Origin of the sequence: Streptomyces sp. KM273126 (genome assembly GCF_004337435.2) — a bacterium.
Classification (GTDB): Bacteria; Actinomycetota; Actinomycetes; order Streptomycetales; family Streptomycetaceae; genus Streptomyces; species Streptomyces acidicola.
Map to the genome: position 1 here is coordinate 3,905,518 of NZ_SJXB02000001.1, position 26,611 is coordinate 3,932,128.

The 26,611-nt window shown below is 69.5% G+C and carries 24 protein-coding genes; 14 read left to right on the forward strand and 10 right to left on the reverse strand.

Going from position 1 to position 26,611, the window contains the following annotated elements:
• The first annotated feature begins 18 nt into the window (after positions 1–18).
• The gene (locus tag E0500_RS16910) at positions 19–681 is read left to right on the forward strand and encodes a response regulator transcription factor (protein WP_131571746.1); all 663 of its coding nucleotides are present in this window, start codon (positions 19–21) and stop codon (positions 679–681) included.
• Complete coding sequence (locus E0500_RS16915; protein WP_131571749.1) at positions 678–2,150, forward strand: cell wall metabolism sensor histidine kinase WalK; 1,473 nt, start codon at positions 678–680, stop codon at positions 2,148–2,150. The genes E0500_RS16910 and E0500_RS16915 overlap by 4 nt, the downstream gene beginning before the upstream one ends.
• A 147-nt stretch (positions 2,151–2,297) precedes the next feature.
• Here E0500_RS16915 and E0500_RS16920 read toward each other — a convergent pair whose 3' ends face one another.
• From E0500_RS16920 to E0500_RS16935, 4 genes are all read right to left on the reverse strand, one after another.
• On the reverse strand, positions 2,298–2,774 hold the full coding sequence (locus E0500_RS16920; protein ID WP_131571751.1) for a MarR family winged helix-turn-helix transcriptional regulator: 477 nt from the start codon (positions 2,772–2,774) through the stop codon (positions 2,298–2,300).
• A gap of 104 nt (positions 2,775–2,878) precedes the next feature.
• Entirely contained in the window at positions 2,879–3,688 is an 810-nt protein-coding gene (locus E0500_RS16925; protein ID WP_131571754.1) for an AIM24 family protein, read from the reverse strand.
• Between the two features lie 133 nt (positions 3,689–3,821).
• A complete protein-coding gene (locus tag E0500_RS16930; RefSeq protein ID WP_131571763.1) occupies positions 3,822–4,472 on the reverse strand; it encodes an AIM24 family protein in 651 nt (216 codons plus the stop codon).
• A gap of 1 nt (position 4,473) precedes the next feature.
• Positions 4,474–5,106: an AIM24 family protein gene (locus E0500_RS16935; RefSeq protein WP_131571766.1), complete on the reverse strand. Its 633-nt coding sequence runs from the start codon at positions 5,104–5,106 to the stop codon at positions 4,474–4,476.
• A 233-nt stretch (positions 5,107–5,339) separates the two neighbouring features.
• Here E0500_RS16935 and E0500_RS16940 point away from each other — a divergent pair, with 233 nt between their 5' ends.
• From E0500_RS16940 to E0500_RS16955, 4 genes are all read left to right on the forward strand, one after another.
• Complete coding sequence (locus E0500_RS16940; RefSeq protein ID WP_131571757.1) at positions 5,340–5,684, forward strand: DUF3817 domain-containing protein; 345 nt, start codon at positions 5,340–5,342, stop codon at positions 5,682–5,684.
• Positions 5,681–5,974 (forward strand): MTH1187 family thiamine-binding protein, encoded by a 294-nt coding sequence (locus E0500_RS16945; RefSeq protein WP_131571760.1) that lies wholly within the window; start codon positions 5,681–5,683, stop codon positions 5,972–5,974. Before E0500_RS16940 ends, E0500_RS16945 begins: the two co-directional genes overlap by 4 nt.
• Before the next feature lie 637 nt (positions 5,975–6,611).
• Positions 6,612–8,759: a cellulose synthase catalytic subunit gene (locus tag E0500_RS16950; protein WP_309505080.1), complete on the forward strand. Its 2,148-nt coding sequence runs from the start codon at positions 6,612–6,614 to the stop codon at positions 8,757–8,759.
• A gap of 30 nt (positions 8,760–8,789) precedes the next feature.
• On the forward strand, positions 8,790–10,745 hold the full coding sequence (locus E0500_RS16955; RefSeq protein WP_258572810.1) for a kelch motif-containing protein: 1,956 nt from the start codon (positions 8,790–8,792) through the stop codon (positions 10,743–10,745).
• A 48-nt stretch (positions 10,746–10,793) separates the two neighbouring features.
• Here the strand turns inward: E0500_RS16955 and E0500_RS16960 are convergent, their stop codons facing one another.
• Positions 10,794–11,816, reverse strand: coding sequence for a glycoside hydrolase family 6 protein (locus E0500_RS16960; protein ID WP_131571415.1), 1,023 nt, complete (start codon positions 11,814–11,816; stop codon positions 10,794–10,796).
• Between the two features lie 235 nt (positions 11,817–12,051).
• Here E0500_RS16960 and E0500_RS16965 point away from each other — a divergent pair, with 235 nt between their 5' ends.
• The 3 genes from E0500_RS16965 to E0500_RS16975 all read left to right on the forward strand — a co-directional run bounded on the left by E0500_RS16965 (position 12,052) and on the right by E0500_RS16975 (position 14,735).
• Positions 12,052–12,561: a MarR family winged helix-turn-helix transcriptional regulator gene (locus E0500_RS16965; protein ID WP_131571417.1), complete on the forward strand. Its 510-nt coding sequence runs from the start codon at positions 12,052–12,054 to the stop codon at positions 12,559–12,561.
• A gap of 59 nt (positions 12,562–12,620) precedes the next feature.
• A complete protein-coding gene (locus E0500_RS16970) occupies positions 12,621–12,959 on the forward strand; it encodes a DUF3817 domain-containing protein (RefSeq protein ID WP_131571420.1) in 339 nt (112 codons plus the stop codon).
• A gap of 75 nt (positions 12,960–13,034) precedes the next feature.
• Complete coding sequence (locus E0500_RS16975; RefSeq protein WP_131571423.1) at positions 13,035–14,735, forward strand: methylmalonyl-CoA mutase; 1,701 nt, start codon at positions 13,035–13,037, stop codon at positions 14,733–14,735.
• Between the two features lie 256 nt (positions 14,736–14,991).
• On the opposite strand, the gene E0500_RS16980 is transcribed toward E0500_RS16975, so the two are convergent.
• A complete protein-coding gene (locus tag E0500_RS16980) occupies positions 14,992–15,627 on the reverse strand; it encodes a TetR/AcrR family transcriptional regulator (protein WP_131570144.1) in 636 nt (211 codons plus the stop codon).
• A 240-nt stretch (positions 15,628–15,867) separates the two neighbouring features.
• On the opposite strand from E0500_RS16980, the gene E0500_RS16985 reads away from it, so the two are divergent.
• From E0500_RS16985 to E0500_RS17000, 4 genes are all read left to right on the forward strand, one after another.
• Entirely contained in the window at positions 15,868–16,842 is a 975-nt protein-coding gene (locus E0500_RS16985) for a tetratricopeptide repeat protein (RefSeq protein ID WP_131570146.1), read from the forward strand.
• Between the two features lie 622 nt (positions 16,843–17,464).
• Positions 17,465–18,106: a DUF6230 family protein gene (locus E0500_RS16990; RefSeq protein WP_131570148.1), complete on the forward strand. Its 642-nt coding sequence runs from the start codon at positions 17,465–17,467 to the stop codon at positions 18,104–18,106.
• 152 nt (positions 18,107–18,258) lie between these two features.
• On the forward strand, positions 18,259–18,807 hold the full coding sequence (locus E0500_RS16995; protein ID WP_131570150.1) for a DUF6114 domain-containing protein: 549 nt from the start codon (positions 18,259–18,261) through the stop codon (positions 18,805–18,807).
• The gene (locus E0500_RS17000) at positions 18,797–20,179 is read left to right on the forward strand and encodes a hypothetical protein (RefSeq protein ID WP_131570152.1); all 1,383 of its coding nucleotides are present in this window, start codon (positions 18,797–18,799) and stop codon (positions 20,177–20,179) included. The genes E0500_RS16995 and E0500_RS17000 overlap by 11 nt, the downstream gene beginning before the upstream one ends.
• A gap of 117 nt (positions 20,180–20,296) precedes the next feature.
• On the opposite strand, the gene pyk is transcribed toward E0500_RS17000, so the two are convergent.
• The 4 genes from pyk to pta all read right to left on the reverse strand — a co-directional run bounded on the left by pyk (position 20,297) and on the right by pta (position 25,273).
• Positions 20,297–21,727: a pyruvate kinase gene (pyk, locus tag E0500_RS17005; protein WP_131570154.1), complete on the reverse strand. Its 1,431-nt coding sequence runs from the start codon at positions 21,725–21,727 to the stop codon at positions 20,297–20,299.
• Positions 21,728–21,855: 128 nt separating this feature from the next.
• Positions 21,856–23,064 (reverse strand): acetate kinase, encoded by a 1,209-nt coding sequence (locus E0500_RS17010; RefSeq protein WP_131570156.1) that lies wholly within the window; start codon positions 23,062–23,064, stop codon positions 21,856–21,858.
• Positions 23,061–23,186 (reverse strand): hypothetical protein, encoded by a 126-nt coding sequence (locus tag E0500_RS43875; RefSeq protein ID WP_258572812.1) that lies wholly within the window; start codon positions 23,184–23,186, stop codon positions 23,061–23,063. The genes E0500_RS17010 and E0500_RS43875 overlap by 4 nt, the downstream gene beginning before the upstream one ends.
• Positions 23,183–25,273: a phosphate acetyltransferase gene (pta, locus tag E0500_RS17015; RefSeq protein ID WP_131570158.1), complete on the reverse strand. Its 2,091-nt coding sequence runs from the start codon at positions 25,271–25,273 to the stop codon at positions 23,183–23,185. The genes E0500_RS43875 and pta overlap by 4 nt, the downstream gene beginning before the upstream one ends.
• A gap of 309 nt (positions 25,274–25,582) precedes the next feature.
• On the opposite strand from pta, the gene E0500_RS17020 reads away from it, so the two are divergent.
• Positions 25,583–26,608, forward strand: a complete 1,026-nt coding sequence (locus tag E0500_RS17020; protein ID WP_131570160.1) for an ATP-dependent 6-phosphofructokinase — start codon at positions 25,583–25,585, stop codon at positions 26,606–26,608.
• Positions 26,609–26,611 lie beyond the last annotated feature (3 nt).

Sequence of the window (26,611 nt, forward strand, 5' to 3'; positions counted from 1 at the left end):
GTTTGCGACGCTGTCCGCATGCGCCTGTTGATCGTGGAGGACGAGAAGCGGCTGGCCCTTTCGCTCGCGAAGGGGCTCATGGCCGAGGGCTTCGCCGTGGACGTCGTGCACGACGGCATCGACGGGCTGCACCGGGCCGGCGAGGGGACGTACGACCTCGTCATCCTCGACATCATGCTGCCCGGCATGAACGGCTACCGCGTGTGCGCCACCCTCCGAGCCGCCGGCCACGACGTGCCGATCCTCATGCTCACCGCCAAGGACGGCGAGTACGACGAGGCCGAAGGGCTCGACACGGGCGCCGACGACTACCTGACCAAGCCCTTCTCGTACGTCGTCCTCGTCGCCCGCGTGAAGGCGCTGCTGCGCCGCCGGGGGCCCGCCGGGGCCTCGCCCGTGCATGTGGTCGGGAAGCTGAAGGTCGACACCGCCGCCCGGCGGGTCTTCCTCGGCGAGGACGAGACCGTCCTCACGGCCAAGGAGTTCGCCGTCCTGGAGCAACTCGTCGTACGGGCCGGCGACGTCGTCTCGAAGGCCGACATCCTGGAGCACGTCTGGGACTTCGCGTACGAGGGCGACCCGAACATCGTCGAGGTGTACGTCAGCACCCTGCGACGCAAGCTGGGTGCCGGGCTCATCAAGACCGTGCGCGGGGCCGGATACCGGCTGGAGACGAGATGAGGCGCCGTCTGGGGTCCGTACGGGCCAGAGCCACGCTCAACGCCACGCTGGTCGTCGCGGTCGCCCTGGTGGCCGCCGGTACCGCCGTGCTGCTCGCCCTGCGGGCCAACCTCATCGACCAGGCCGACGCCAGGGCCGCGAACGTGGCCCGAAAGGTGGCCCTGGACCTGGCGTTCGGCGTCCCGTCCGCCGAACTGGACCTGCCCGACGCCGGGGACAGCCCGGTCCAGGTTCTGGACCCGCAGGGGCGCGTGGTCGCGGGGGACGACGACGTCGAGAGCATGAGCCCGGCCCCGGCCCCGGCCGGTTCGGGGCGGGCGGACGGCGCTGCTCCCGCCACCGGTGACGACGATGACGACGCCGACGACGGGGGCCGGGACCGGGGCCGGGGCCGAGGCCGGGACCGGGACGATGACGATGACGACGACCCCCCGGCCGTCGGCGAGATCTCCGAGGAGGCACCGATCACGCCGGGCACCGCGACGGTCGACGGCCACACCGCTGACTACCGGATCGCCGCGGTCGACGTGACCACGTCCGAGAAGGTCACGCTGACCGTGTACGCGGGCGCCTCCCTCTCCGCGGAGGAGGGCGCCGTCGGCACGGTGCAGACGGCCATGCTGATCGGTCTTCCGCTGCTGCTGGTGACCGTGGGCTGCGCCACATACGTCGTCACCCGGCGCGCACTGCGGCCCGTCGAGGGCATCCGGGTCGAGATGGCCGCCATCACGGCCTCGGAGGACCTCTCCCGGCGGGTGCCCGAGCCCGACACGCACGACGAGATCGCCCGGCTGGCCAGGACCACCAACGAGACCCTCGCCGCCCTGGAGACGTCCGTGGAGCGCCAGCGCCGCTTCGTCGCCGACGCCTCCCACGAACTGCGCAGCCCCATCGCCTCGCTCCGCACGCAGCTCGAAGTGGGCGCCGCGCACCCGGAGTTGCTCGACGTGGAGGGCGCGGTCCTGGACACCGTACGACTGCAGCGGCTCGCGGCCGATCTGCTGCTGCTGGCGCGGCTGGACGCGGGGGAGCGGCCGCAGGACGCACGCTTCGACCTGGCGAAACTGGTCCGCGAAGAGGCCGGCGGGCGCGACCGGGTGCACCTCGACGGGGTGGGTTCCGCCGAGGTGGCCGGATCCCGGGGCCAGCTGGTGAGGGTCCTCGCCAATCTGCTGGACAACGCCGAGCGGCACGCCCGCGACCGTATCGACGTCGCCCTGCGCACCGAGGGCACCTGGGTGGTGCTCAGGGTCGCCGACGACGGCTCGGGCGTCCCGGCCGAGGAACGCGAGCGGATCTTCGAGCGCTTCGTCCGGCTGGACGAGTCCCGCAGTCGCGACGACGGCGGAGCCGGCCTGGGCCTGGCGATAGCTCGCGACATCGCCGTACGGCACGGGGGCACCCTCAGGGCCGGGGAAGCGCCACAGGGCGGAGCACTCTTCGAACTGAGGGTGCCGACCGCGCCCTGAAGGGGCGCGAGGCAGTGCCGATGTGCGGCTCCGCCGCGATGGGGGTCCCCCCGCTCGAGCGCAGCCAAGAGTGGGGGAGCGGCCAGCCACAACTGACCCGCAGCGAACCGACAACCGGCAGTTCCCCAACCCGCTCTCAGCGGAGCGTCACGGCTTGCCCCGATGCCCCCGCAGGTGCTGCGCGATGGGCGTCAGCGACTCGTGCAGCTGCTCCATCGCCTCGGGCGGCAGCAGATCGATGAAGTGCCTGCGCACGGACGCCACATGATGCGGCGCGACCTTCTGCATCGTCTCCCGGCCGTGCTCGGTGAGTACCGCGTACAGCCCTCGGCGGTCCGACTCGCAGTTCTCACGCCGTACCAAGTCCGCGTTCTCCATGCGGGTGATCTGGTGCGAGAGGCGGCTCTTGGACTGGAGGGTGGCGGACGCGAGGTCGCTCATCCGCATCCGCATGGCCTCCGACTCCGAGAGGTTCACCAGGATCTCGTAGTCGTTCATTGTCAGGCCGAACGGCTGCAGATCCCTTTCGAGCTGGTGCGTCAAGAGCCTGTTGACGTCCAGGTGGGTGCGCCAAGCGCACTGCTCCGCATCGGTCAGCCAGCGCGTGGCCGTCTCGGTCTCCATGAATGAAGTCTACCTAAGAGGTTGAAAGGCGAACTAGTGAGCACTGTGTGACGGGGTTTGTGACTGGGTGCACGCGTTCGATGTCACACTCCGCAGACTACCGCTCACAGCCCGAAGCGACGTTGGAGATCTCCGAGCTGTCCGGGAAGGCGCGGTGCGCCCGCCTGCTGTCCGTGCTGCCCGTGCTGGCCTGGCGCCCCTCCGGAACCCGGCACGCCCGGCTCGTGCGGGACGGCTCCGGTGGCCTGCTCCGCCATCAGGGCCTCCGAGGACTGCAGGAGCACGGTGCCCGCCCCGACGAACTCGAACTGGTGCTCCTCGCCGGAGGCGCCGCCGATGCCCGTCATCGCACGTAGACCGCCCATCACGCCCGTCATGTACTCGTGGTCGTAGTGGTGGCAGGGCGAGGGGCAGTCGGCCCAGCCGACCAGGGCCTGCGGGTCGACCCGGATCGGCGGTTCCATGAACACCACCGGACCGTTCGAGGCGGCCACGAACTTTCCGGTTCCGATCAGCGTGAGAAAGCCCGGCACGATCGACTGCTTGAGCGACAGGCTTGGCTGAAAAGCGAGCAGGTTGCCCGAGCGAATGGTCAGGTTGCCCTCGTCCAGGTCGTACGAGTTCACGTCGAAGGCCCGGTCGGCGAGGAGCATCTTGCCCGAGCCCTCCGCCACGACCCAGTCGCTCGCGTGCAGAGGCGAATGGAACGAAGTACGGACGAGACGGTCCAGCCGGCCGTGCCCGATCCCGTTGAAGTCGATCGCCCCGTAGTAGGCGATCATCTTCCCCTTCTGCAGGAACCACTGGCTCCCCTTGAGCTCCACGCAGAAGGTGTAGTGGTTGACGTTGTCGTCGACTGGCAGCGTCATCGGGTCGTGGACCACCGGACCGCCGGGGGCTCCGTATGCACTCACGCTGAGTCACCGCCTGGAATGTTTGCGCGATCTGCCGATGATCCCGTAAGACGCGTTCGTGTGCTCAGCGGACATGCGACGTGAGCCGGGAACTCCCGTCGCGGGAACCCCTGTCGCACGCGAGAACGAGGGGTCACAGTTTGTCCTCCGAGGCCTGGACGTACACCGCGCCACTGCCGCTCAGCTCCAGCTGGAACGCCTCACCCGAGCCGCGGCCCACCATGTCGCGCCAGCCGAGCGCGGTGGACAGCTTGTTCCGTACGTCGCCGTGGTGCGCCACGTACGCCTGCGGATCGACGTGCACCGGTCGCTGCGGGGCGATGGGAACCTCGATGACGCCGCCGTGCGCCATCACGGCGACGGAGCCGTGCCCCGCCAGCGTGGTCGTGAACAGGCCCTGTCCCGTCACCTGGCCCCGCACCATGCCCATGACCCCGCCCTGCGAACCCATGAACATCGTGCCCTGCTGCAGCGTGCCGTCGAAGGCGAGGAGACGGTCCGCCTCGACGTACAGCGTGTCACCGGCGAGCTCGATCACCTGGATGTGGTGGCCGCCGTGCCCGAAGAGCACCGTGCCGCTGCCCTCCACGGTCATCAGCGGTGTGGCCTCGCCCGCCACCCGGCGGCCGATCATCGACATGATCCCGCCCTGACCGCCCTGCATGTTGGGCGTGAAGGACACCTCGCCCTTGTAGGCGAGCATCGCCCCGCGCTGACTGAAGAGTCGCTGCCCCGGGGCGATCGTGGCCTCGATCATCTTCGAGTTGATCTCACGAAAGGGCATGTCACGCATCCCCCGCGATCGTGTTCCGCTCACTCGGCTGCACGTACACCAGGCCGTCCCCCTCGAACCGGATCTGGAAGGCCTCGCCGCCGCCCTCACCCATGAACGTGCGGAACGTCACGCCGGACTGGAAGGACTGCCGCACGTTCCCCTGATGCGCGATGTACGCACCCGGGTCGACGACCAGCGGATACTGCGAGCTCACCCGCAGCACCACGGCCGGCCCGTCGGACATGATCGCCGCCTGCCCGTGCCCCTCGACGCTGGTCGTGAACAGCCCGTTCCCCTGCGAGGCCCCGCGCAGCCCCGTGAAGGAGGTCCCGGTCCTCAGCCCCGCGTCCGTCGCGAGCAGGTTGCTCGACTCGACGTACAGCTTGTCGCCCTGGAGATTCACGAGATTGATCTCGGAGGCCCGGTCCGCGAACCAGCACGTCCCGTGCCCCTTCACCTCCATCACGGTCATCTGCTCACCGGTGAGACGCCGGGTCACCATCCCCCGGATCCCCTCCCCGCCGCCGCTCATCTTCTTGAAGGCCATCTGCCCGTCGTACGCGACCATCGAGCCGTTCTTCGCCTTCACGGCGTCCCCGGTCATGTCGACGGCGAGCACCTTGCTGCCTTGAAGTCGAAACATCGCCACGCAGTGAAGGTAGCCGCAGCCAGGGCCGACAGGACAGGGCCCCAGGGTGGATCTCCACCCCGAGACGACCCTTAAGGGTGACGGCCGCGAGGAGAGCGGAAACCCCGGCGCGCCGACAGCGGCCGAATGGTCACCCCCTCCCCGGCCGTACGGGTTGCGGATGCCACAATGGGGGCGCTTGTGCTTGCGTTCACAAGGCTCGACCACTCTCCCACCGAAGGTGACCCGTGGACATAAAGACCGCCTCCGCCCTCCGCCGCCTGCGCCTCGTCTCCGCCCCCGAGGCGGTGTCCTTCCTGCTCCTGCTCGTCTGCTCGGTGCTGAAGCGGACCACGGACTTCAACGCGGTGCCGGCGATGGGCATGATCCACGGCATCCTCTTCATCCTGTACGTGATCTTCTGGGCCGACGCCTGGAACCGCACGAAGTGGTCCGTGAAGACCGCCGCCCTCTACTTCGTCCTCTCCGTCCTCCCCGCCGGCGGTTTCTTCGCCGAGCGCAAGCTGCGCCGTGAGGCCGAGGACGCGGTGATCGCCTCCCGTGCCCGTAAGGAAGGGACCGTCAACGCATGATCGTCGCCTTCTCCGTGACGCCGCTGGGTGTCGGTGAGGATGTCGGGGAGTACGTCGCCGAAGCGGTCCGGGTCGTCCGCGAGTCCGGGCTGCCCAACCGTACCGACGCGATGTTCACCTCGATCGAGGGTGAGTGGGACGAGGTGATGGACGTCGTGAAGCGCGCCGTCGCCGCGGTCGAGGAGCGGGCGCCTCGTGTCTCCCTGGTCCTGAAGGCCGACATCCGGCCCGGCGTCACGGACGGTCTGACGTCGAAGGTGGCGACGGTGGAGCGGCATCTGTCTTCTTGACGTGACTGTCGGGCCGCCGGACCGCTGCCGCGGGGTGGCTGGGGGCGTCTCGTCTGCCGGGTTCCTGTCGGTGGGCGGCTGCGGGTTGTGTGTGGCTGGTCGCGCAGTTCCCCGCGCCCCTAAAAGGCATGGGCGCGCCCGGCGGCCCCGCGTGCCCCCGTGCCCCTGAAAGACACGGGCGCGCCCAGCGGGCCCGCGTGCCCCTGAAGAGCGCGGACGCGCCCGGCGGTCCCGCGTGCCCCTGCGCCCCCTGGAACGTACGGGCGCGCCCCTCATGCACCGTCGCCCCGACGCGCCCGGCAGTCGCGTACGCGCGGTAGGGGTGTGTCGGGGGTGTCCGCCCGCAGCGGCCGGCGTCCGCCGCCGGGCATCCTCACCACACCCCGGAACCGCCGGACCGAGGACGGAGACCCCCGACACACCCCCGACCCACGACACGCGCGTAGGTGACGCGAACCCCCACGACCAAAAGGCGCCCCGAACCCCAGGCGCCCACTCCACCCCCGGCCCAACCGCCGGAGGCCCCCGCACACCTCCTTTCGGAGGTTTCCAGGGCGACGTGCACCCAAAAGTCCAACTTTGTGTGGATATTGTGCACGCGTATGGAAATCGTCTTTTCTGATCTCTGGAGGGCGCTGTGCGGCCCGAGGGCTACGACTACGACACCTACAGCCAACTGGCCGGACCGCTCACAGAGCCACTCACGGAGCCGTCAAGGGCCACGGACCCGTCCGGGGCCGTGCCGTACCGGGTGCAGTACGTCAAGCTCCTCGCTCGCGAACCCCACCCCTTACGCGCCGTCCTGTTGATGACCCTCGCGCCCGTCCTCACGGGCGTGCTCCTCGTCTACCTCGTCTGGCCCACCCACTGGGTCGAACGCGAGGGCGCCGAAGCATGGTTGATCGGCCTCGACATCACGATGCTCGTGTGCGTCGGCCTGATCGAGTTCTTCATGCTCGTGAACGTCATCTCCATCGCCCACGCCACGATGGTCGCCCGCGATCCCGTCCCCGTCGTTCCGGAACAGGGCACCCGTGTCGCCTTCCTCACCACGTACGTCCCGGGCAAAGAGCCCCTCGCCATGGTCCGCGCCACCCTCGAAGGAGCCGTCGGCATCCACCACACCGGCCCCGTCGACGTCTGGCTCCTCGACGAGGGCGACGACGAGCAGGCCAAGGCCCTGTGCGCCGAACTCGGGGTACGGCACTTCACCCGGCACGGCGTGCCCGAGTGGAACCGCCCCAAGGGCGTCCACAAGGCCCGCACCAAGCACGGCAACTACAACGCGTGGATCACGGTGCACGGCGACGACTACGACTTCTTCGCCTCCGTGGACACCGACCACGTCCCGCTCCCCATTTTCCTCGAACGGATGATGGGGTACTTCCGGGATCCGGATGTCGCCTTCGTCGTCGGGCCCCAGGTGTACGGCAACTACGACAGCCCTGTCACCAAGGCCGCCGAGTCCCAACAGTTCCTCTTTCACGCCCTCATCCAGCGCGCCGGCAACCGCTACCGCGCCCCCATGTTCGTCGGCACCAACAACGTCGTACGGATCTCGGCGGTCCGGCAGATCGGCGGTCTGTACGACTCCATCACCGAGGACATGGCCACCGGCTTCGAGTTGCACCGGCGCCGCAACCCGGAGACCCGCAGGTACTGGCGGTCCGTCTACACGCCCGACGTCCTGGCCGTCGGCGAGGGCCCCGCCTCCTGGACCGACTTCTTCACCCAGCAGATGCGCTGGTCGCGCGGGACGTACGAGACGCTCCTCAAGCAGTACTGGAAGGCACCGTTCACCATGCCGCCCGGCCGCTTCTTCTCGTACACGCTGATGCTCGTCTACTACCCGATGTCAGCCGTCAACTGGTTCCTGGGCATCCTCAGTTGCGCACTGTTCCTGTGGTTCGGCGCGTCCGGCACCCAGGTCGCCGCCTCCGTGTGGCTGATGCTCTACAGCGACGCCGCCGCCCTCCAGATCGGGCTCTATCTGTGGAACCGGCGGCACAACGTCTCGCCGCACGAACCGGAGGGCTCGGGCGGTCTCGCCGGGATGGCGATGTCGGCGCTCTCCGCACCCATCTACCTCAGGTCCCTCGCCGCCGCCGTGCTCCGCCGGCCCTGCCGTTTCGTCGTCACCCCGAAGGGAGACGGCGCCAGCCCGGACCGGCTGCTGACGTTCCGTGTCCACCTGTTCTGGGCGGCGGTCCTCGCGTCCTCGCTGGTCGCGTCGGCCTTCCTCGACCACAGCCATGTGGCCCTGCACACCTGGGCCGTCCTCGCGCTGGTGGTCTCGCTCGCGCCGGTCGCGGTGTGGACCGTCGAAGGGAGCCTGGCCCGCCGGGCGGACGCCGCACGACAGAAGCAGCGCACCGCCACGCCGGTCGCACCCGTCGCCCTCGCTCCGGAAGTCCCGCCGCCCGCACGCACCCCCGCCCCCACGCCCGCTTCCGCTCCCTCTCCGACGACCGCTGCCGCTCCTGCTCCGGTTCCGACGACCGCTGCCGCTCACGCTCCCGCTCCTGCTCCCGTTCCGGCGACCGCTCCCGCTCCCAGGACCACCATCCCAAGCATCACGATCTCCAGCATCAGGGTCCCCAGCACCACGGTCTCCAGCACCACGTTCCACGGAATCACCGTCGTGGGCACCACGGTTCACAGCCCCACGCTTCAGGGCACCGTCCCGCTTCCGGGCGCCCTCTCCGGCACCGCCCTGGTGCCCGTTCCCGGCGCCGCCGCCCAGCCCGGCGCCACGATCTCCAGCACCAGAACAGGGGGCACCTAGACCATGGCCCACAAGCCTCTGGAACGGACCATGCGGACAAGGAACACCAACACCACCAGGAAGACCCTGCTGAGAATCGGCGGCGTCGGCCTGCTCCTCGGGCTCAACGCCCCCGCCGCCGTGGGCTTCGCGCAGGAGAAGTACCACGACTGGAAGATCGCGCAGCCCGTCTACAGGGCTCAGTACGGCTCCTGGTCCCAGGTCGACATCCCCGAGAAGTACCGCACGAACGCCATCCACGCGGCCCTCCTGCACACCGGCAAGGTGCTGATCGTCGCGGGGTCGGGGAACGAGCAGAAGAAATTCGACGAAGGGTCGTTCGACACCGTCCTGTGGGACCCGAAGAAGAACACCTTCAAGAAGATCCCCACCCCCGAGGACTTCTTCTGCGCCGGACACGCCCAACTCCCCGACGGCCGCCTCCTGGTGGCCGGCGGCACCGCCCGTTACGAGCTGCTCGACGGCGAGGTGAAACGGGCCGGCGGCGGGATGCGGATCAAGAACGAGAGCCCCGACAGGGCCGTGGTGCTGAAGAAGGGGACGCGCTTCCGCTCGCCGGCCGGCATCGAGTACGTCAGCCGGTTCGACGTGACCGTGCCGAAGGCCAAGCGCACCTTCGACGTCACCTACGACGACGACGGCGTCATGCAGCCCTGGAGGACGAAGGTCACCGCGAGTGAGGCCCGCGTCTGGGTGGAGGCGGTCGAGGAGGGGCCGCGATCGGTCACCGACAAGCAGGCCCAGTACGAGATCGTCGGCCTCAAGGGCCGGGCGGCGGCCAACACGTACGGCATCTCCGAGAAGATCACCCTGGACAAGCAGGACTTCCAGGGGATCAGGGCGGCGTACGAGTTCGACCCGAAGGCCGAGAAGTACGTCCCCGTCGACCCCATGGACAAGGCCCGCTGGTACCCGACTCTCGTGGGGCTGCAGGACGGGCGCGTCCTCGCCGTCTCCGGACTCGACGACGTCGGCGTGGTCGACCCGGGCGACAACGAGATCTACGACCCGGAGACCAAGAAGTGGAGGCCCGGCCCCAAGCGGTACTTCCCGACCTACCCCGCCCTCTTCCTCACCAAGGGCGGCAAGCTCTTCTACCCCGCGTCCAACGCCGGGTACGGACCCGCCGACAAGGGCCGCGTGCCCGGGCTGTGGGACCTGAGAACCAACAAGTTCGAGCGGGTGCCCGGTCTGAAGGACCTGGACCAGACGGAGACATCGTCCTCCCTGCTCCTGCCGCCCGCCCAGGACCAGAAGGTGATGATCCTCGGCGGCGGAGGCGTCGGGGAGTCGAAGAAGTCGACCCGGCGCACCGCGGTCGTCGACCTGACGAAGGCCCGCCCCGCGTTCGAGAACGGCCCCGACCTGCCCCAGGGCACCCGCTACCTCAACAGCGTGATCATGCCGGACGACTCGGTCTTCACCACCAACGGCTCCAGCGGCTACCGAGGCCGCAGCGCCAGCAACATCCTCAAGGCCCAGTTCTACGACCCGAAGACCAACGTGTTCCGGCCCGCCGCCGCACCCAGGGTCGGCCGCAACTACCACTCCGAGGCCCTGCTCCTGCCCGACGGCCGGATCGCCACGTTCGGCTCCGACCCGCTCTACGACGACCAGCAGAACACCAAGCTCGGCCACTTCGAGCAGCGCATGGAGATCTACACCCCGCCCGCACTCCACAAGAACGGCAGAAACCGTCCCGTCCTCGGCGACGGCCCCGAGGAGACCGACCGGCGCGGCCGGGCCACCTTCGCCGGCGACCACCCGGAGCGCATCACCAGGGCCCGGCTGATGCGGCCCAGCGCGGTCACCCACACCACGGACGTGGAGCAGCGGTCCATCGCCCTCGGACTCACCCGGACCAGGGACTCGATCACGGTGGACGTGCCGCGGGACCGCACCCTGGTGCCGCCCGGCTGGTACATGCTCTTCGTGACGGACGCGCAGGGCACGCCGTCGGAGGCCAGGTGGATCCAGGTCAAGTAGGAGCGTTACGAGGGGGGAAAGGTGGGGGGAAGGTGGGGAAGTCGCGTACTACGCCTTGGAGTTGCGGGCCAGCCCCAGGGCGTAGGACGGCCACCAGGTGCCGGCCGCGGGACCGCCCCGGCACTCGCCGTCCGACTCCCCGGGGCGCTTGATCCACAGATAGGCGTCGAGGGCGGGTTCGCCGGTCTCGGTCGTCGGGCGGGTGCCCAGGGCGCGGCCCGGCGGGTTGCACCAGGCCGTGCCGCGGTCGCCGTTCAGCGGGCCGTTGCCGTTGCGGCTGCTGTCGACGACGAAGTGCTTCCCGCCGAGCCTTGAGGACAGTCGCAGGCCGTACGTCTTGGTGGCCGTGTCGGTCTGGAAGTTGGAGACGTTGAGGGAGAAGCCGTCCGCATCGGCGATGCCGGCGCGCCGCAGCGGCCCCGCCATCCTCCAGTGCTCCTGGATCCAGGTCGGGTTGCCCGCGTCCAGGTACACCTTCGTGCGGGGCTGCGCCTTCAGCCGGTCGATCGCCTCGCGCAGCAGCTGCTCGCGTTCCGCGTGGTACCTGCGCGGCGTGCACCCGTCCACGATGTGGGCCACCGCGTCCGGTTCGAGAACGACCAGCGCCTTGCTGCCCCCGATGGCGTGGGCGAACCGGTCGATCCAGTCGCGGTAGGCGGCCGCGTCGTACGCGCCGCCCGCTGAGTGCTGGCCGCAGTCGCGGTGGGGGATGTTGTAGGCGACGAACAGCGCCGTGCGGCCCTCCTCCTCCGCCGCCTTCGTGGCCTTCCTGATCGCCGGCGCCGGGTCGTCGCCCGCGGGCCACAGCGCGGCCGGCTGGTCCGCGATCCGCTTGAGCAACTCGGCGTCCTCCGTCCGGCCCTGCCGCTGCCAGAGCCGCATCTGCAGGGCCGCCGGGCTGGACGGATCGACCCAGAACGGCGACCCGGGGGCCGGACTGGCCTTCCTGGCGGCCTTCGCGGTGGTACCGCCGGCGACGGCCGACGCTCCGCCGTCCACGGGCCCGGACGAGCAGCCCGCCGCGAGTCCGAGCGCCGCGAGTGCCGCGAGGTTACGGATCAGCCGGGACATGCTGCTCCCTAGGTTCCCTGAGGTGGTGACAATGAGTGACGATTTCAGGCAAACAGTGATGATTCGGTCGCCCATGGTTCCACAGAGGGCCTGAGTGACTCGGATACGACACCGGGGCGCCGCGCGGGAAAGGCGCGGGAACGGCGGGGGAAAGGCGCAGGAAAGGCGGCGAGACCGGAGACCGACGGACGAGGCGGGGCTGACCGCCATATAACCGGCCGGTAAGGTCGATGCCGTGCCGAAGCCGCTCAGCCTCTCCTTCGATCCCATCGCCCGCGCCGACGAACACTGGAAGCAGCGCTGGGGGAACGTCCCGTCCATGGCGGCGATCACCTCGATCATGCGAGCGCAACAGATCCTGCTCGCCGAGGTCGACGCGGTCGTCAAGCCGTACGAGCTGACCTTCGCGCGCTACGAGGCGCTGGTGCTGCTCACCTTCTCGCAGAAGGGCGAGCTGCCGATGTCCAAGATCGGTGAGCGGCTCATGGTGCACCCCACGTCGGTCACGAACACCGTGGACCGCCTGGTGAAGTCCGGTCTCGTCGACAAACGGCCGAACCCCAACGACGGCCGCGGCACGCTCGCCTCCATCACCGATAAGGGCCGCGAGGTCTGCGAGGCCGCCACCCGCGACCTGATGGCGATGGACTTCGGGCTCGGCGCGTACGACGCGGAGGAGTGCCGGGAGATCTTCGCGATGCTCCGGCCCCTCCGGGTGGCCGCGCAGGACTTCGAGGAGGAGTAGGGTCCTGGGGCCCGGGGGCGCCCGAAGACCGTACGAAACCGGTGGTTACGCTCGTACCCATGAAAAAGAGCGTGCTGACCCGCTACCGCGTCATGGCCTACGTCACCGGTGTGCTGCTGATCCTGCTGACCCTCGGCATGATCGCCAAGTACGGGCTCGAACTGGACGGGGCCGCGGACTTCACGTACGTCGTCAGCCTCGCGCACGGCTGGCTGTACGTCGTGTACCTGGTCTGCGCCTTCGACCTGGGCTCCAAGGCGAAGTGGCCGGTCGGCAAGCAGCTGTGGGTGCTGCTGGCGGGTACGGTCCCGACGGCCGCCTTCTTCGTGGAGCGCAAGGTCAGCCAGGAGGTCGAGGCGAAGATCGCGGAGGACGCTCCCGCGGCCGTCAAGGCCTGACCCCTACCGCCGTACGGATGCGCGTGCGGCGGTCAGCTGTCGACATTTACTTGGACGTCCAAGTAAATTGGAGCCATGGACGCTGACGCCATCGAGGAGGGCCGCCGACGCTGGCAGGCCCGTTACGACGCCGCGCGCAAGCGCGAGGCCGACTTCACGACGCTCTCCGGTGATCCGGTGGAGCCCGTGTACGGTCCCCGTCAGGGGGACGCCTATGAGGGCTTCGAGCGGATCGGCTGGCCCGGGGAGTACCCCTTCACCCGCGGGCTCTATCCGACCGGCTATCGAGGGCGGACGTGGACGATCCGGCAGTTCGCCGGGTTCGGAAACGCCGAGCAGACGAACGAGCGCTACAAGATGATCCTCGCGAACGGCGGCGGGGGCCTGTCGGTGGCGTTCGACATGCCGACGCTCATGGGCCGTGACTCCGACGACCGGCACTCGCTCGGCGAGGTCGGACACTGCGGGGTGGCGATCGACTCGGCGGCCGACATGGAGGTCCTCTTCAAGGACATCCCGCTGGGCGACGTGACGACGTCCATGACGATCAGCGGTCCGGCCGTACCCGTCTTCTGCATGTACCTGGTGGCGGCCGAGCGCCAGGGCGTGGACCCGACGGTGCTGAACGGCACGCTCCAGACCGACATATTCAAGGAGTACATCGCGCAGAAGGAGTGGCTCTTCCAGCCCGAGCCGCATCTGCGCCTCATCGGCGACCTGATGGAGCACTGCGCGTCCCACATCCCCGCGTACAAGCCCCTCTCGGTCTCCGGCTACCACATCCGCGAGGCCGGGTCGACGGCCGCGCAGGAGCTGGCGTACACGCTGGCGGACGGGTTCGGGTACGTGGAACTGGGCCTGTCCCGCGGCCTGGACGTGGATGTCTTCGCGCCAGGGCTGTCCTTCTTCTTCGACGCGCACGTGGACTTCTTCGAGGAGATCGCCAAGTTCCGTGCGGCGCGCAGGATCTGGGCGCGATGGATGCGGGACGTGTACGGCGCGAAGTCGGAGCGGGCGCAGTGGCTCCGCTTCCACACGCAGACCGCGGGTGTCTCGCTGACGGCCCAGCAGCCGTACAACAACGTGGTGCGTACGGCGGTGGAGGCGCTCGCGGCGGTGCTGGGCGGGACGAACTCGCTGCACACCAACGCGCTGGACGAGACCCTGGCGCTCCCCTCCGAGCAGGCGGCGGAGATCGCGCTGCGCACACAGCAGGTACTGATGGAGGAGACCGGCGTCGGCAACGTCGCGGACCCGTTGGGCGGCTCCTGGTACGTCGAGCAGCTGACGGACCGGATCGAGGCGGACGCGGAGAAGATCTTCGACCAGATCAAGGAGCGGGGGCTGCGGGCGCACCCGGACGGGCGGCATCCCATCGGTCCGGTCACCTCCGGCATCCTGCGCGGGATCGAGGACGGCTGGTTCACGGGCGAGATCGCCGAGTCCGCGTTCCGTTACCAGCAGGCTCTGGAGAAGGACGAGAAGAAGGTGGTGGGCGTGAACGTCCACACCGGGTCGGTCACCGGCGACCTGGAGATCCTGCGGGTCAGCCACGAGGTGGAGCGGGAGCAGGTGCGGGTGCTCGGGGCGCGCAAGGCGGCGCGCGACGATGCGGCTGTGCGGCGGGCGCTGGAGGCGATGCTCGTGGCCGCGCGGGGTGGGGCCAACATGATCGGGCCCATGCTGGATGCGGTGCGTGCGGAGGCGACGCTGGGCGAGATCTGCGATGCCCTCCGGGAGGAGTGGGGGGTCTATACGGAGCCGGCGGGGTTCTAGGAGCCGGTGTGTTCGGGGCGGCGTGGGGTTGTTTTCGCCCCCGCCGCCCCTACCCGTCCTATCTGCAGGGGCTCCGCCCCCTGGACCCCCACTCCTCAAACGCCGGAGGGGCTGGATTGTGCGGGTGGGGCTGGGGTTTTCAGCCCGTCCGGCGTTTGAGGACGAGGCCGTTCAGGCCGATGCGGGGGTCTGGGGCGGCAGCCCCCAGGGAAGGGACGGGAATGGGTAGGGGCGGCGGGGGCGAAGAAGCCGGGTCTCACGTGGGCGGTGGGGGCGTCGTTTCCGGTAGGCCCTGTAGGAGTATCTGGGCGAGTCTGCAGGCCCAGTCCTCGGTCACCGGTTCGGCGCTGACCAGGGTCCGGTGCAGTACCGCGCCGGCGACCACGTCGAAGATCAGGTCCACGGCGCGGGAGGCCGTTCCGGGATCCTCCTCGGGAGGAAGCTCGCCCCGCGCCTGCGCGTGCGCGCGGCCCTCCAGGACCAGGCGCTTCTGACGGTCGACGATCGAGGCGCGGATCCGTGCGCGCAGCGCCCCGTCATGGGTTGACTCGGCGACCACGGCCATCAGGCCGCTCTTCGCCTCCGGCCGGTCCAGGATCGCCGCGAACTGCAGGACCACGCCCTCGATGTCGGCGGCCAGGCTGCCGCTGTCCGGGAGTTCCAGCTCGTCGAAGAGCTCGGCCACCGCGTCCACGACCAGTTCGTTCTTGCCCGCCCAGCGGCGGTAGAGGGTCGTCTTGGCGACACCCGCCCGGGTCGCCACGTCGCCGAGCGTCAGCTTGGACCAGCCCAGCTCCACCAGGGCCGCACGGGTCGCCTCCAGGATCGCCGCGTCCGCGGCGGCGCTGCGCGGGCGGCCCGTGGCGCGTGAGGCGGAGGAGCGGCTCTGCATCCGTCGACCATATCCGGCCCTTTCCGGGACGTGTGTTTCCTGTGAGGCAGTGGGGGAGATCACCGATGGGTGGTCCCGTGGAGACCTCCAGGACGATTACGCTACGGCTCGTATCGAAAGCGGCAGGGCGAGTGACAACCACGGTGGCGCCGGGTGGGGACCAGGCGCCGAACGCCACGCGGCGGGACAGGCTTTCACAGCGCTTTTCACACGGGCGCGCGGAGGGGGGAGGATGTACTCATGCAGCCACGGAACATGTCCATGAGCGGAGTCGTCGACCTCGCCGCGGTGAAGGCGGCCCAAGAGGCCAAGTCGAAAGCGGAGCAGGCGCGCGCCCAAGCCGCCCGGCAGGGTGGGGGAGGGGCCGTTTCCCCCGCTGACCTCGTCATCGATGTCGACGAGGCCGGATTCGAGAACGATGTCCTTCAGCGGTCCACCGAGGTGCCCGTCGTCATCGACTTCTGGGCCGAGTGGTGCCAGCCCTGCAAGCAGCTGAGCCCGGTGCTCGAACGGCTCGCCGTCGAGTACAACGGACGGTTCGTCCTCGCCAAGATCGACGTCGACGCGAACCAGATGCTGATGCAGCAGTTCGGGGTGCAGGGGATCCCGGCTGTCTTCGCCGTTGTGGCGGGACAGGCTCTGCCTCTCTTCCAGGGCGCCGCCCCGGAGGCCCAGATCCGCGGCACCCTGGACCAGCTCGTGCAGGTCGCCGAGGAGCGCTTCGGTCTGACGGGTCTGACGGTGGATCCGGATGCCCAGCCGGGGAGCGCCGAGCCGGCCCCGCAGGTCCCGGCCGGACCGTACGACCATCTGCTCGAAGCCGCCGTGCAGGCGCTGGACGCGGGCGACCTGGGCGGCGCGGTCCAGGCGTACAAGAACGTGCTGAGCGACGACCCGGGGAACACGGAGGCCAAACTGGGCCTCGCCCAGGCCGAGTTGCTGCAGCGGGTGCAGGACGCCGACCCGCAGCAGGTACGCAAGGCCGCCGCCGAGAACCCCCTTGATGTACCGGCCCAGATCGCCGCCGCCGACCTGGATCTGGTGGGCGGGCATGTCGAGGACGCGTTCGGGCGGCTCATCGACACGGTGCAGCGCACGGCGGGGGATGACCGGGACGCCGCACGGCTGAGACTGCTGGAGCTGTTCGAGGTGGTGGGCGCCGAGGATCCGCGTGTGGCGGCGGCGCGGCGGGCGCTGGCGCGCGCGTTGTTCTGACCAGTCCCTAAACACCGGGGCTTGTGATGCCCAGGTGAAAGAATTGCCGACAGAGCGACACCGCGGCCGCGCTTTGCCAAAACTTGGTAATCGCGGCCGCTGTTACTTGGAGTAGGTCATGGTCGTCGATCTGTCGGATTCTGTCCGTGGATCCGCTGGTCTGTCGACTCGCCTGCGGCGACCCTGAGTTGCCGCTCGATGTCGATGGGTCGCACATCGGTTATCCGTTCGTTACTAGCGAGTAATGAACCCCCTTGCGAGGGCGGCGAGAATGCACCACGATCGGCGACGCTCGGTCCATTCTCGTTACCCCGCCTGCCAGTCGGGTCAACGGGTTTTCTGGGTCCCCACCGAGTAGAGCCGGCGGCAGTGGGCCGGCTCTCGGACAGGGGGGTCTCTGCCCAGCCGGCAGAGCCTGTCCGGCAGGTTGTGCGTGATGCGTGTCAGGCGCGACCAGTGGTTGTCGCTCGGGGGTGATCGCCGGTGATTCGGGCGCGGTTCGTGCCTCCGAGTGCAGGCGCTCTCCTTCCCGAGGACGTAGCACTTCTCCCATCCCTGCCCGGCTGAGCCGCCGTCAAGGGGCGAGTCGGACCAGGAGATGTACGTCCGAGAAGGAGGAAATATGGAGTCCCAGGTGCGTGGCGGGACCAGATGGAAGCGGTTCGCTGTGGTGATGGTGCCCAGCGTCGCCGCGACAGCAGCAATAGGTGTCGCCCTCGCCCAGGGCGCTCTCGCCGCGTCGTTCAGTGTGTCGGGCCAGTCGTTCAAGGTGACGGCGGACCGTCTCGACGGTACGGGCTTCTCTCAGTACGGGGCCATCGACCAGGGCTACACCCTCAAGGGTGAGAAGGTGGCCCGCCCGGTGGCGGTCTCGGCGTTCACGAACGCCACGATCACCAACATGTGCCAGTCGGTGGTCACCCCGGACATCCCGCTCGTCGGCACGGTCAGCCTCAAGCTGACCGCCGGTACGGGTAGCAAGAAGGTCGAAGCCGACAACCTGTACATCGATGTCGAGGAACTCAGCGCTGACGCCGAGTTCAAGGACATCAACATCGGTGTGGCGGCCGGCGACCTCAAGGACGGTCCCGGTCCGGGCATGAAGGGCGGCAAGGAGCAGTCCAACCCGTTCGGTTTCGGGCAGCAGTCCCGCGTGGCCACGCTGACCGACGTCAAGCAGACGGCGTGGGCGACCACCGCCGGAACCTTCAAGCTCAGCAACTTGAAGATGTCGCTGCACAAGGGTGCCAACGAGTGCTACTAGGCATTCACCGGGCGGGTGAGGGAGTCGCGGCTTCTTCGCCCGCCCATCCCGCCCGTCCCTTCTCAAGTACGTGAACTTCTCTGTGCGTGAACCGCATCCCCGCGCTTCCCGTACGTGAATCACAGCAACGCCGTTCCAGGGAGCTGTTGTCCATGAGCGCCGAGTCAACGGGGCAGAACGAACACTATCTCCGCGTCTTTCGGCGGCGATTCCGCACCTGGCGAGGCACGCGTCCATTCTGGGCGGGACTGTTCGTCCTGCTCAGCGGCTTCCCGATCATGTACTTCCCGTACGCGAACCTCCAGATCGGTCACCTCACCCTGGCCATGGCCACGACGGGCGGCGCGGGTTCCCTCATCATCGGCGTGCTGCTGGTGGTCCTCGGGGTCAGTCTCTGGTTCCAGCGGCACGTACAGACCTTCGCGGGCGTCGCGGCGATCCTCCTGGCGCTGGTGTCCATCCCGGTCTCCAACCTCGGTGGCTTCGTGATCGGCTTCCTGCTCGCCATGGTCGGCGGTGCGATGGCCGTGTCCTGGGCGCCCGGCAAGGCGGAGCAGCCGGACGCCGTCACCGGGAAGGACGACGCCGGCGCCCCTCAGCCGGCGGCAGCGGGAGCCACGAACGGGGCGGGCGGCGAGTTCGACGATCTGTCAGGTACCACCCCGACGAACGGGACGAACGGGAGGCACAGTGCCGGCTGACGAGGAGACTCGCGGGGCTGCGGTGGGAGAGTCCCGCGCGAGATCCGGACCGCGGCACGCGGCGCCCAAGAAGCCCCTTCTCACCCGGATCCAGGTCCCGGCGGGCAAGGCGATAGCCATGGCGGCGATGCCGACGGCGGTCCTCATGGGAATGGGGTTCACGTCGACGCTCGCCCGGGCCGACGACAAGCCGGCCGCCACCAGGGTCGACGACGAGCCCGTGGCGAAGAGCCTGGCGGCCCAGGCCGGCGACTACAAGGACTGCGTCGACGCACTGGAGGCCGCCGAGGAGGACAAGGAGGCGTCGGCCACGCCCTCGCCCTCCGCCTCGACGACCGACTCCGCGTCGGACGACAAGGACGACAAGGACGACAAGGAGGAGCAGAGCTCCTCGGGCAAGGACTCCTCGGGCAGCGGGACTTCGGGCGGGGACTCTTCGTCGGATTCAGGTTCCGGCGACAAGGCGCAGCCCGCGCCGTCCCCGTCCACGAGCGCGCCGGCCGGGTCCTCGGACCAGGACACGTCCACGACGTCCCCCTCGCCGTCCGAGGGCGGCGGCAACGTACTCGACGCCATCGGCGGCGCCATCAAGGACGCCTTCACGCCGGGCGAGAAGCAGTCCGCGGACGCCGCGGCGAAGCCGTCCCCGTCCGCCTCGGCCGCCGAGGGCGCCGCCGGCGCGGTCGAGGACACCACGGACAAGGTCGCCGGCGCCGCCGAGGACGCCAAGGACACCGTCGAGGACACGGTCAAGGACGTGACCGACACGGCGTCCAAGGACACCGAGGACACTGAGGACACCGAGGAGAAGGCGGAAAAGGAGGCGAAGGAGGAGGCGGCCGACGAGGACGCCGCGACTCCCAGCCCCTCCGCGAGCGCCACCACGGACCCGGAGGACTGCCCGGCCGCCACGGACGAGGAGGGCGGCGTCGAGCCCGGCATTCCGCTGCTCGCCGACGACCCCTGGTACCTGGAGGCCAGCTCACTGCTGCTCAAGGGCGCGGACTACCAGGGCATCGTCAAGGTGAAGACGGCCAACGGCACGGTCAAGCCGGTCCTGAAGTACGTGGTCTCCGACGGCACCGACATCGGTGACCTCCACCAGCTCGTCAAGGACAAGCAGGCCGGCAAGACCTACCACGTGCAGGCGGGCAAGGGCACCACGTCCACCATCCGTGAGGGCCAGACGGTCATGTACACCGAGAGCATCTCCGGCAACCTGCTCGGTCTGATCCCGATCACGTTCGACCCGGAGCACCCGCCGCCGCTGAACATCCCGCTGATCTACTTCACCGACGTGACGGTTGTTCAGGCCGCCCAGTTCGGCGGGACGCTGACCATCCCCCGGATGCACCAGTACATCACCGACTGAGAAGCCCACAAGGACCCGTTCGGGAGCCGCACACACCGAGGGCGCCCCCTGCCGAGCAGGGGGCGCCCTCGGTTTCGTACAACGCCGCTACGGGGGCCTGGGGTGCCCGTGCGGGCGTCAGTCGCGGTCGCCGCCGCCCAGGTGGTGCACCCGGACCATGTTGGTGGTGCCGGGGACGCCGGGGGGCGAGCCCGCGGTGATGATCACGATGTCGCCCTGGTGGAACTTGTTGATCCGCATCATCTCCTGGTCGACCATGTCGACCATTTCGTCGGTGCTGTTCACGAACGGCACGACGTGCGAGTCCACGCCCCAGCTGAGCGCCAGCTGGTTACGGGTCGACTCGTCCGTGGTGAAGGCGGTGATCGGCTGGGCCGCGCGGTAGCGGGACAGCCGGCGGGCCGTGTCACCGGACTTGGTGAACGCCACCAGGCCCTTGCCGCCGAGGAAGTCGGCGATCTCGCACGCGGCACGGGCCACCGAACCGCCCTGCGTACGCGGCTTCTTGCCCGGCACCAGCGGCTGCAGGCCCTTGGAGAGCAGCTCCTCCTCGGCCGCGGTGACGATCTTCGACATCGTCTTCACGGTCTCGACCGGGAAGGCACCCACACTCGACTCGGCGGACAGCATCACCGCGTCGGCACCGTCCAGGATCGCGTTGGCGACGTCGGACGCCTCGGCGCGCGTGGGGCGGGAGTTGGTGATCATCGACTCCATCATCTGGGTCGCCACGATCACCGGCTTGGCGTTGCGGCGGCACAGCTCGATGAGGCGCTTCTGCACCATGGGGACCCGCTCCAGCGGGTACTCGACGGCCAGGTCGCCGCGGGCGACCATGACGCCGTCGAAGGCCATCACGACCTCCTCCATGTTCTCGACGGCCTGCGGCTTCTCCACCTTGGCGATGACGGGGACGCGGCGGCCCACCTCGTCCATCACCTTGTGGACGTCCTGGATGTCGCCCGCGTCGCGCACGAACGACAGCGCCACCATGTCGCAGCCCATCCGGAGCGCGAACCGCAGGTCCTCGATGTCCTTGTCGGACAGGGCCGGCACGTTCACGGCCGCGCCGGGCAGGTTGATGCCCTTGTGGTCCGAGATCACGCCGCCCTCGATGACGACCGTCTTCACCCGCGAACCGTCGACCTCGACGACCCGCAGCTCCACGTTGCCGTCGTTGATGAGGACCTGGTCGCCCTTGGTGACATCGCCCGGCAGGCCCTTGTAGGTCGTCCCGCAGATGTGCTTGTCGCCCGGCACGTCCTCGGTGGTGATGGTGAACTCGTCACCCCGCACCAGCTCGACGGGGCCCTCGGCGAACGTCTCCAGACGGATCTTCGGGCCCTGCAGGTCGGCGAGGACGCCGATCGCGCGGCCGGTCTCCGCGGCGGCGGCGCGGACGCGGACGTACCGCGCCTCGTGCTCTTCGTGCGAGCCGTGGCTGAAGTTGAAGCGGGCCACGTTCATGCCCGCGTCGATCAGGGCGACGAGCTTTTCGTGGGAGTCGACCGCAGGGCCGAGAGTGCAGACGATTTTCGAACGGCGCATGGGACGATCCTATCGGTTTGTTTCGCTACGGAATATTCCGTCTGGCGGAAGATACAAATGGGCAGGTATGCGCTCAGGTGTGGCGAGGCTCACTCGCCGGCCCGCCCACTCACGGTCTCACTTCCGTCTCACTTCCGTGCGACCAGTGCGTAGGTCTGTGTGGCGATCTCCAGCTCCTCGTCGGTGGGAACCACGGCGACCGCCACCCGCGCGCCCGCGGGCGAGATGAGGCGCGGCTCGTCGCTCCGTACGGCGTTGAGCTCGGCGTCGACCGCGAGGCCCAGCTCCTGAAGGCCCGCGATCGCCGCCTCGCGGACCGGTGCGGCGTTCTCGCCGACCCCGGCCGTGAAGGCCACCGCGTCCACCCGGCCGAGAACCGCGTAGTAGGCGCCGATGTATTTCCTCAGCCGATGGATGTAGATGTCGAAGGCCAGTTGGGCCTGTTGGTCTCCCTCGTCGACACGACGGCGGATCTCGCGCATGTCGTTGTCGCCGCACAGACCGATCAGACCGCTCCTCTTGTTGAGAAGAGTGTCGATCTCGTCCGTGGACAGCCCGCCAACCCGCGCCAAATGGAAGATGACGGCCGGGTCCAGGTCACCGGACCGCGTCCCCATCACGAGTCCCTCCAGAGGCGTCAGCCCCATGGAGGTGTCCACGCACCGGCCCTTCTCGACCGCCGACGCCGACGCCCCGTTGCCCAGGTGCAGCACGATCACGTTCACGTCCTCGGGCGCCCTGCCGAGCAGCTCGGCGGTGGCGCGCGAGACGAACGCGTGCGAGGTGCCGTGGAAGCCGTACCGGCGGATGCGGTACTCGTCCGCGGTCCGCACGTCGATCGCGTAGCGGGCCGCCGACTCCGGCATCGTCGTGTGGAACGCGGTGTCGAAGACGGCGACCTGGGGCAGGTCGGGTCGCAGCGCCCGTGCCGTCCGTATGCCCGTCAGATTGGCCGGGTTGTGCAGCGGCGCCACCGGTATCAGCCGCTCGATCTCCGCGAGCACGGCCTCGTCGATCACCGTCGGCTCGGTGAAGGACTTCCCGCCGTGCACCACCCGGTGCCCGATCGCGGCCAGCTCGGGTGAGTCGAGTCCCAGTCCGTCCTTGGCGAGTTCCGCCGACACCGCCTTCAGGGCGGCCTCGTGGTCGGGGATCGGGCCGGTCGACTCGCGGGTCGCGCCGCCGCCGTGGAGCGGTGTGTGCTTGAGCCGGGAGGTCTCCTCACCGATCCGCTCGACGAGCCCGACGGCCAGCCGGCTGTTGTCGCGCATGTCGAGCAGCTGGTACTTCACCGAGGAGGAGCCGGAGTTGAGGACGAGGACGCGGGTGGGGCTCACTGGGTGGTTGCCTTTTCGGTGGGGGTCTGGGCCTGGACGGCTGTGACGGCGCCGGCGGAGCGCTGGACGGCCTGGTAGGTGTCGTCGCCGGTGTCGAGGACCGGGGTGCGCGCGGGGCTCACTGGGCCGTTGCCTTCTGGACGGGGGCCTGGGCCTGGATCGCCGTGATGGCGACGGTGTTGACGATGTCCTGGACGAGGGCGCCCCGGGACAGGTCGTTGACGGGTTTGCGCAGGCCTTGGAGGACGGGGCCGACGGCGATGGCGCCGGCGGAGCGCTGGACGGCCTTGTAGGTGTTGTTGCCGGTGTTGAGGTCCGGGAAGACCAGCACGCTGGCCTGGCCGGCGACCTCGGAGTCCGGCAGCTTGGTGGCCGCGACCGTCGGCTCCACGGCCGCGTCGTACTGGATGGGGCCCTCGATCCTCAGGTCGGGCCGCTGGGAGCGCACGAGCTCCGTGGCCCGCCGCACCTTGTCGACGTCGGCGCCGGAGCCGGAGGTGCCCGTCGAGTACGACAGCATCGCGATCCGCGGCTCGACCCCGAACTGCTCGGCGGTGGCGGCCGACTGTATGGCGATGTCGGCGAGCTGCTCGGCGTTCGGGTCCGGGTTGACCGCGCAGTCGCCGTACACCAGCACCTTGTCGGCGAGGCACATGAAGAAGACGGACGAGACGATCGACGCGTCCGGCGCCGTCTTGATGATCTCGAAGGCCGGGCGGATCGTCGCGGCCGTGGAGTGCACCGACCCGGAGACCATGCCGTCGGCGAGGCCCTCCTCGACCATCAGGGTGCCGAAGTAGTTGACGTCCGAGACGATGTCGTACGCCAGCTCCACCGTGACCCCCTTGTGGGCGCGCAGCAGGGCGTAACTCTCGGCGAAGGACTCCCGCAGCTCGGAGGTCCCCGGGTCGACGATCTGCGCGCCACCGAGGTCGATGCCCAGATCGGCCGCCTTCTTACGGATCTGGTCGCCCGGCCCGAGCAGCGTCAGCTCGCACACGCCCCGGCGCAGCAGCACCTCGGCCGCGTGCAGCACACGCTCCTCGGTGCCCTCGGGCAATACGACGCGCCGCTTGTCGGAGCGGGCCCGCTCCAGCAGCTTGTGCTCGAACATCATGGGCGTGACCCGGTCGCTGCTCGGCGCGGACACCCGCCCGGCCAGCTCGGAGGTGTCGACGTGCCGCTCGAACAGACCGAGCGCGGTCTCCGCCTTGCGGGGCGTGGCCGCACTCAACCTGCCCTCCATCCCGAACAGTGCGGACGCGGTCTCGAAGGAGCCGGGCTCCACCGCGACCACCGGGGTGCCGGGCGCGAGGCGGGCGGCGAGGGTGAGGATGTCGTCGCTGGGCCGCTCGTTCAGGGTGAGCAGCACACCGGCTATCGGCGGGGTGCCCGCACTGTGGGCGGCCAGCGCGCCGACGACCAGGTCCGCGCGGTCGCCCGGGGTGATCACCAGGCAGCCGGGCGTGAGGGCGTTCAGGAAGGTCGGCAGCATGGCGCCGCCGAACACGAAGTTCAGTGCGTCGCGGGCGAGCCCCGAGTCGTCGCCGAGGAGCACCTTGCCGCCCAGCGCGTGGGTGATCTGCGCGACGGTCGGCGCGGAGAGCGCGGGCTCGTCCGGCAGGACGTAGGCCGGCACGTCGAGGCGCGAGGCGAGCCCCACCTGGATGTCCACGCGGTCGTCCGCGGCCACCCGGTTGGTGACCATGGCCACGACGTCGCAGCCGAGGCCCTCGTACGCCCGGTACGCGTTCCTTGTCTCGGCCAGCACGGACTCCGCGGTCTGCCCCCGTGCGCCCACCACCGGGATCACCGAGGCCCCGAACTCGTTCGCGAGCCGCGCGTTCAGGGCCAGCTCGTCCGGGAACTGGGTGTCGGCGAAGTCGGTGCCGAGGACGAGGACGACATCGTAGTCGCGCGCCACCTGGTGGAAGCGGCCGACGAGCGTGGACACCAGCTCGTCGGTGCCCTGCTCGGCCTGCAGGGTGGACGCCTCGTGGTAGTCCAGGCCGTACACGGTGGCCGGATCCTGCGTCAGGCGGTAGCGCGAGCGCAGCAGCTCGAAGAGCCGGTCGGGAGTGTGGTGGACGAGGGGACGGAACACCCCCACCCGGTCGACCTGGCGCGTCAGGAGCTCCATGACTCCCAGTTCCACGACCTGGCGGCCGTCGCCGCGGTCGATCCCGGTCACGTACACGCTGCGCGTCACGCGTCATTCTCCGTTCGGTCTTCGGGGGCTTCCGGGGGTCTTCCGGGGGTCTTCCGGGGTCTTTCCGGGGCATTTCGCAACGTTTGGCGTCACGCGAAAATCGCCCGCCGTGGCGGGCAGAACCCTCTTGACAATACCTCCGTGGCTGGATAAGGCGCCCGTCAGGGGGGATGGGGTGGAGTGGCAGGGACGCTGTCAGCAGCGCCCTCTGGACCGTGGAACAATCGGATGGACCCACTAGTACCCCCACGCACCAGCAGCGCGTGCGTACGTACGCATGTACCGGCACCGAGCAGGAGACACAGCACGATGCGTATCGGAGTTCTCACCGCAGGCGGCGACTGCCCGGGTCTGAACGCAGTGATCCGGTCGGTCGTGCACAGAGCGGTGGACCACTACGGCGACGACGTCATCGGCTTCGAGGACGGTTACGCCGGCCTGCTGGACGGCCGCTACCGGGGCCTCGACCTGAACGCGGTCGGCGGCATCCTCGCCCGCGGCGGCACCATCCTCGGCTCCTCCCGCCTGGAGCGCGACCGCCTGCGCGAGGCCTGCGAGAACGCCTCCGACATGATCCACGAGTTCGGCATCGACGCCCTGATCCCGATCGGCGGCGAGGGCACGCTGACGGCGGCGCGGATGCTGAGCGACGCCGGTCTGCCCGTGGTCGGCGTCCCCAAGACGATCGACAACGACATCTCCTCCACGGACCGCACCTTCGGCTTCGACACGGCGGTCGGGGTGGCGACGGAGGCGATGGACCGGCTCAAGACCACGGCCGAGTCCCACCAGCGGGTGATGGTCGTCGAGGTCATGGGCCGGCACGCGGGCTGGATCGCCCTGGAGTCGGGGATGGCCGCGGGCGCGCACGGGATCTGTCTGCCGGAGCGGCCGTTCGACCCGGCCGACCTGGCCAAGATGGTCGAGGAGCGCTTCGCCCGCGGGAAGAAGTTCGCGGTCGTCTGCGTCGCCGAGGGCGCGCACCCCGCCGAGGGCACCATGGACTACGGCAAGGGCGAGATCGACCAGTTCGGCCACGAGCGCTTCCAGGGCATCGGCACGGCCCTCGCGTACGAGCTGGAGCGGCGCCTCGGCAAGGAGGCCAAGCCGGTCATTCTCGGCCACGTCCAGCGCGGCGGCACGCCGACCGCGTACGACCGCGTCCTCGCGACCCGCTTCGGCTGGCACGCGGTGGAGGCCGCGCACCGGGGCGAGTTCGGCAGGATGACCGCGCTGCGCGGCACCGACATCGTGATGGTGCCGCTCGCGGAGGCCGTGACCGAGCTGAAGACGGTCCCGAAGGACCGTATGGACGAGGCGGAGTCGGTGTTCTAAGCC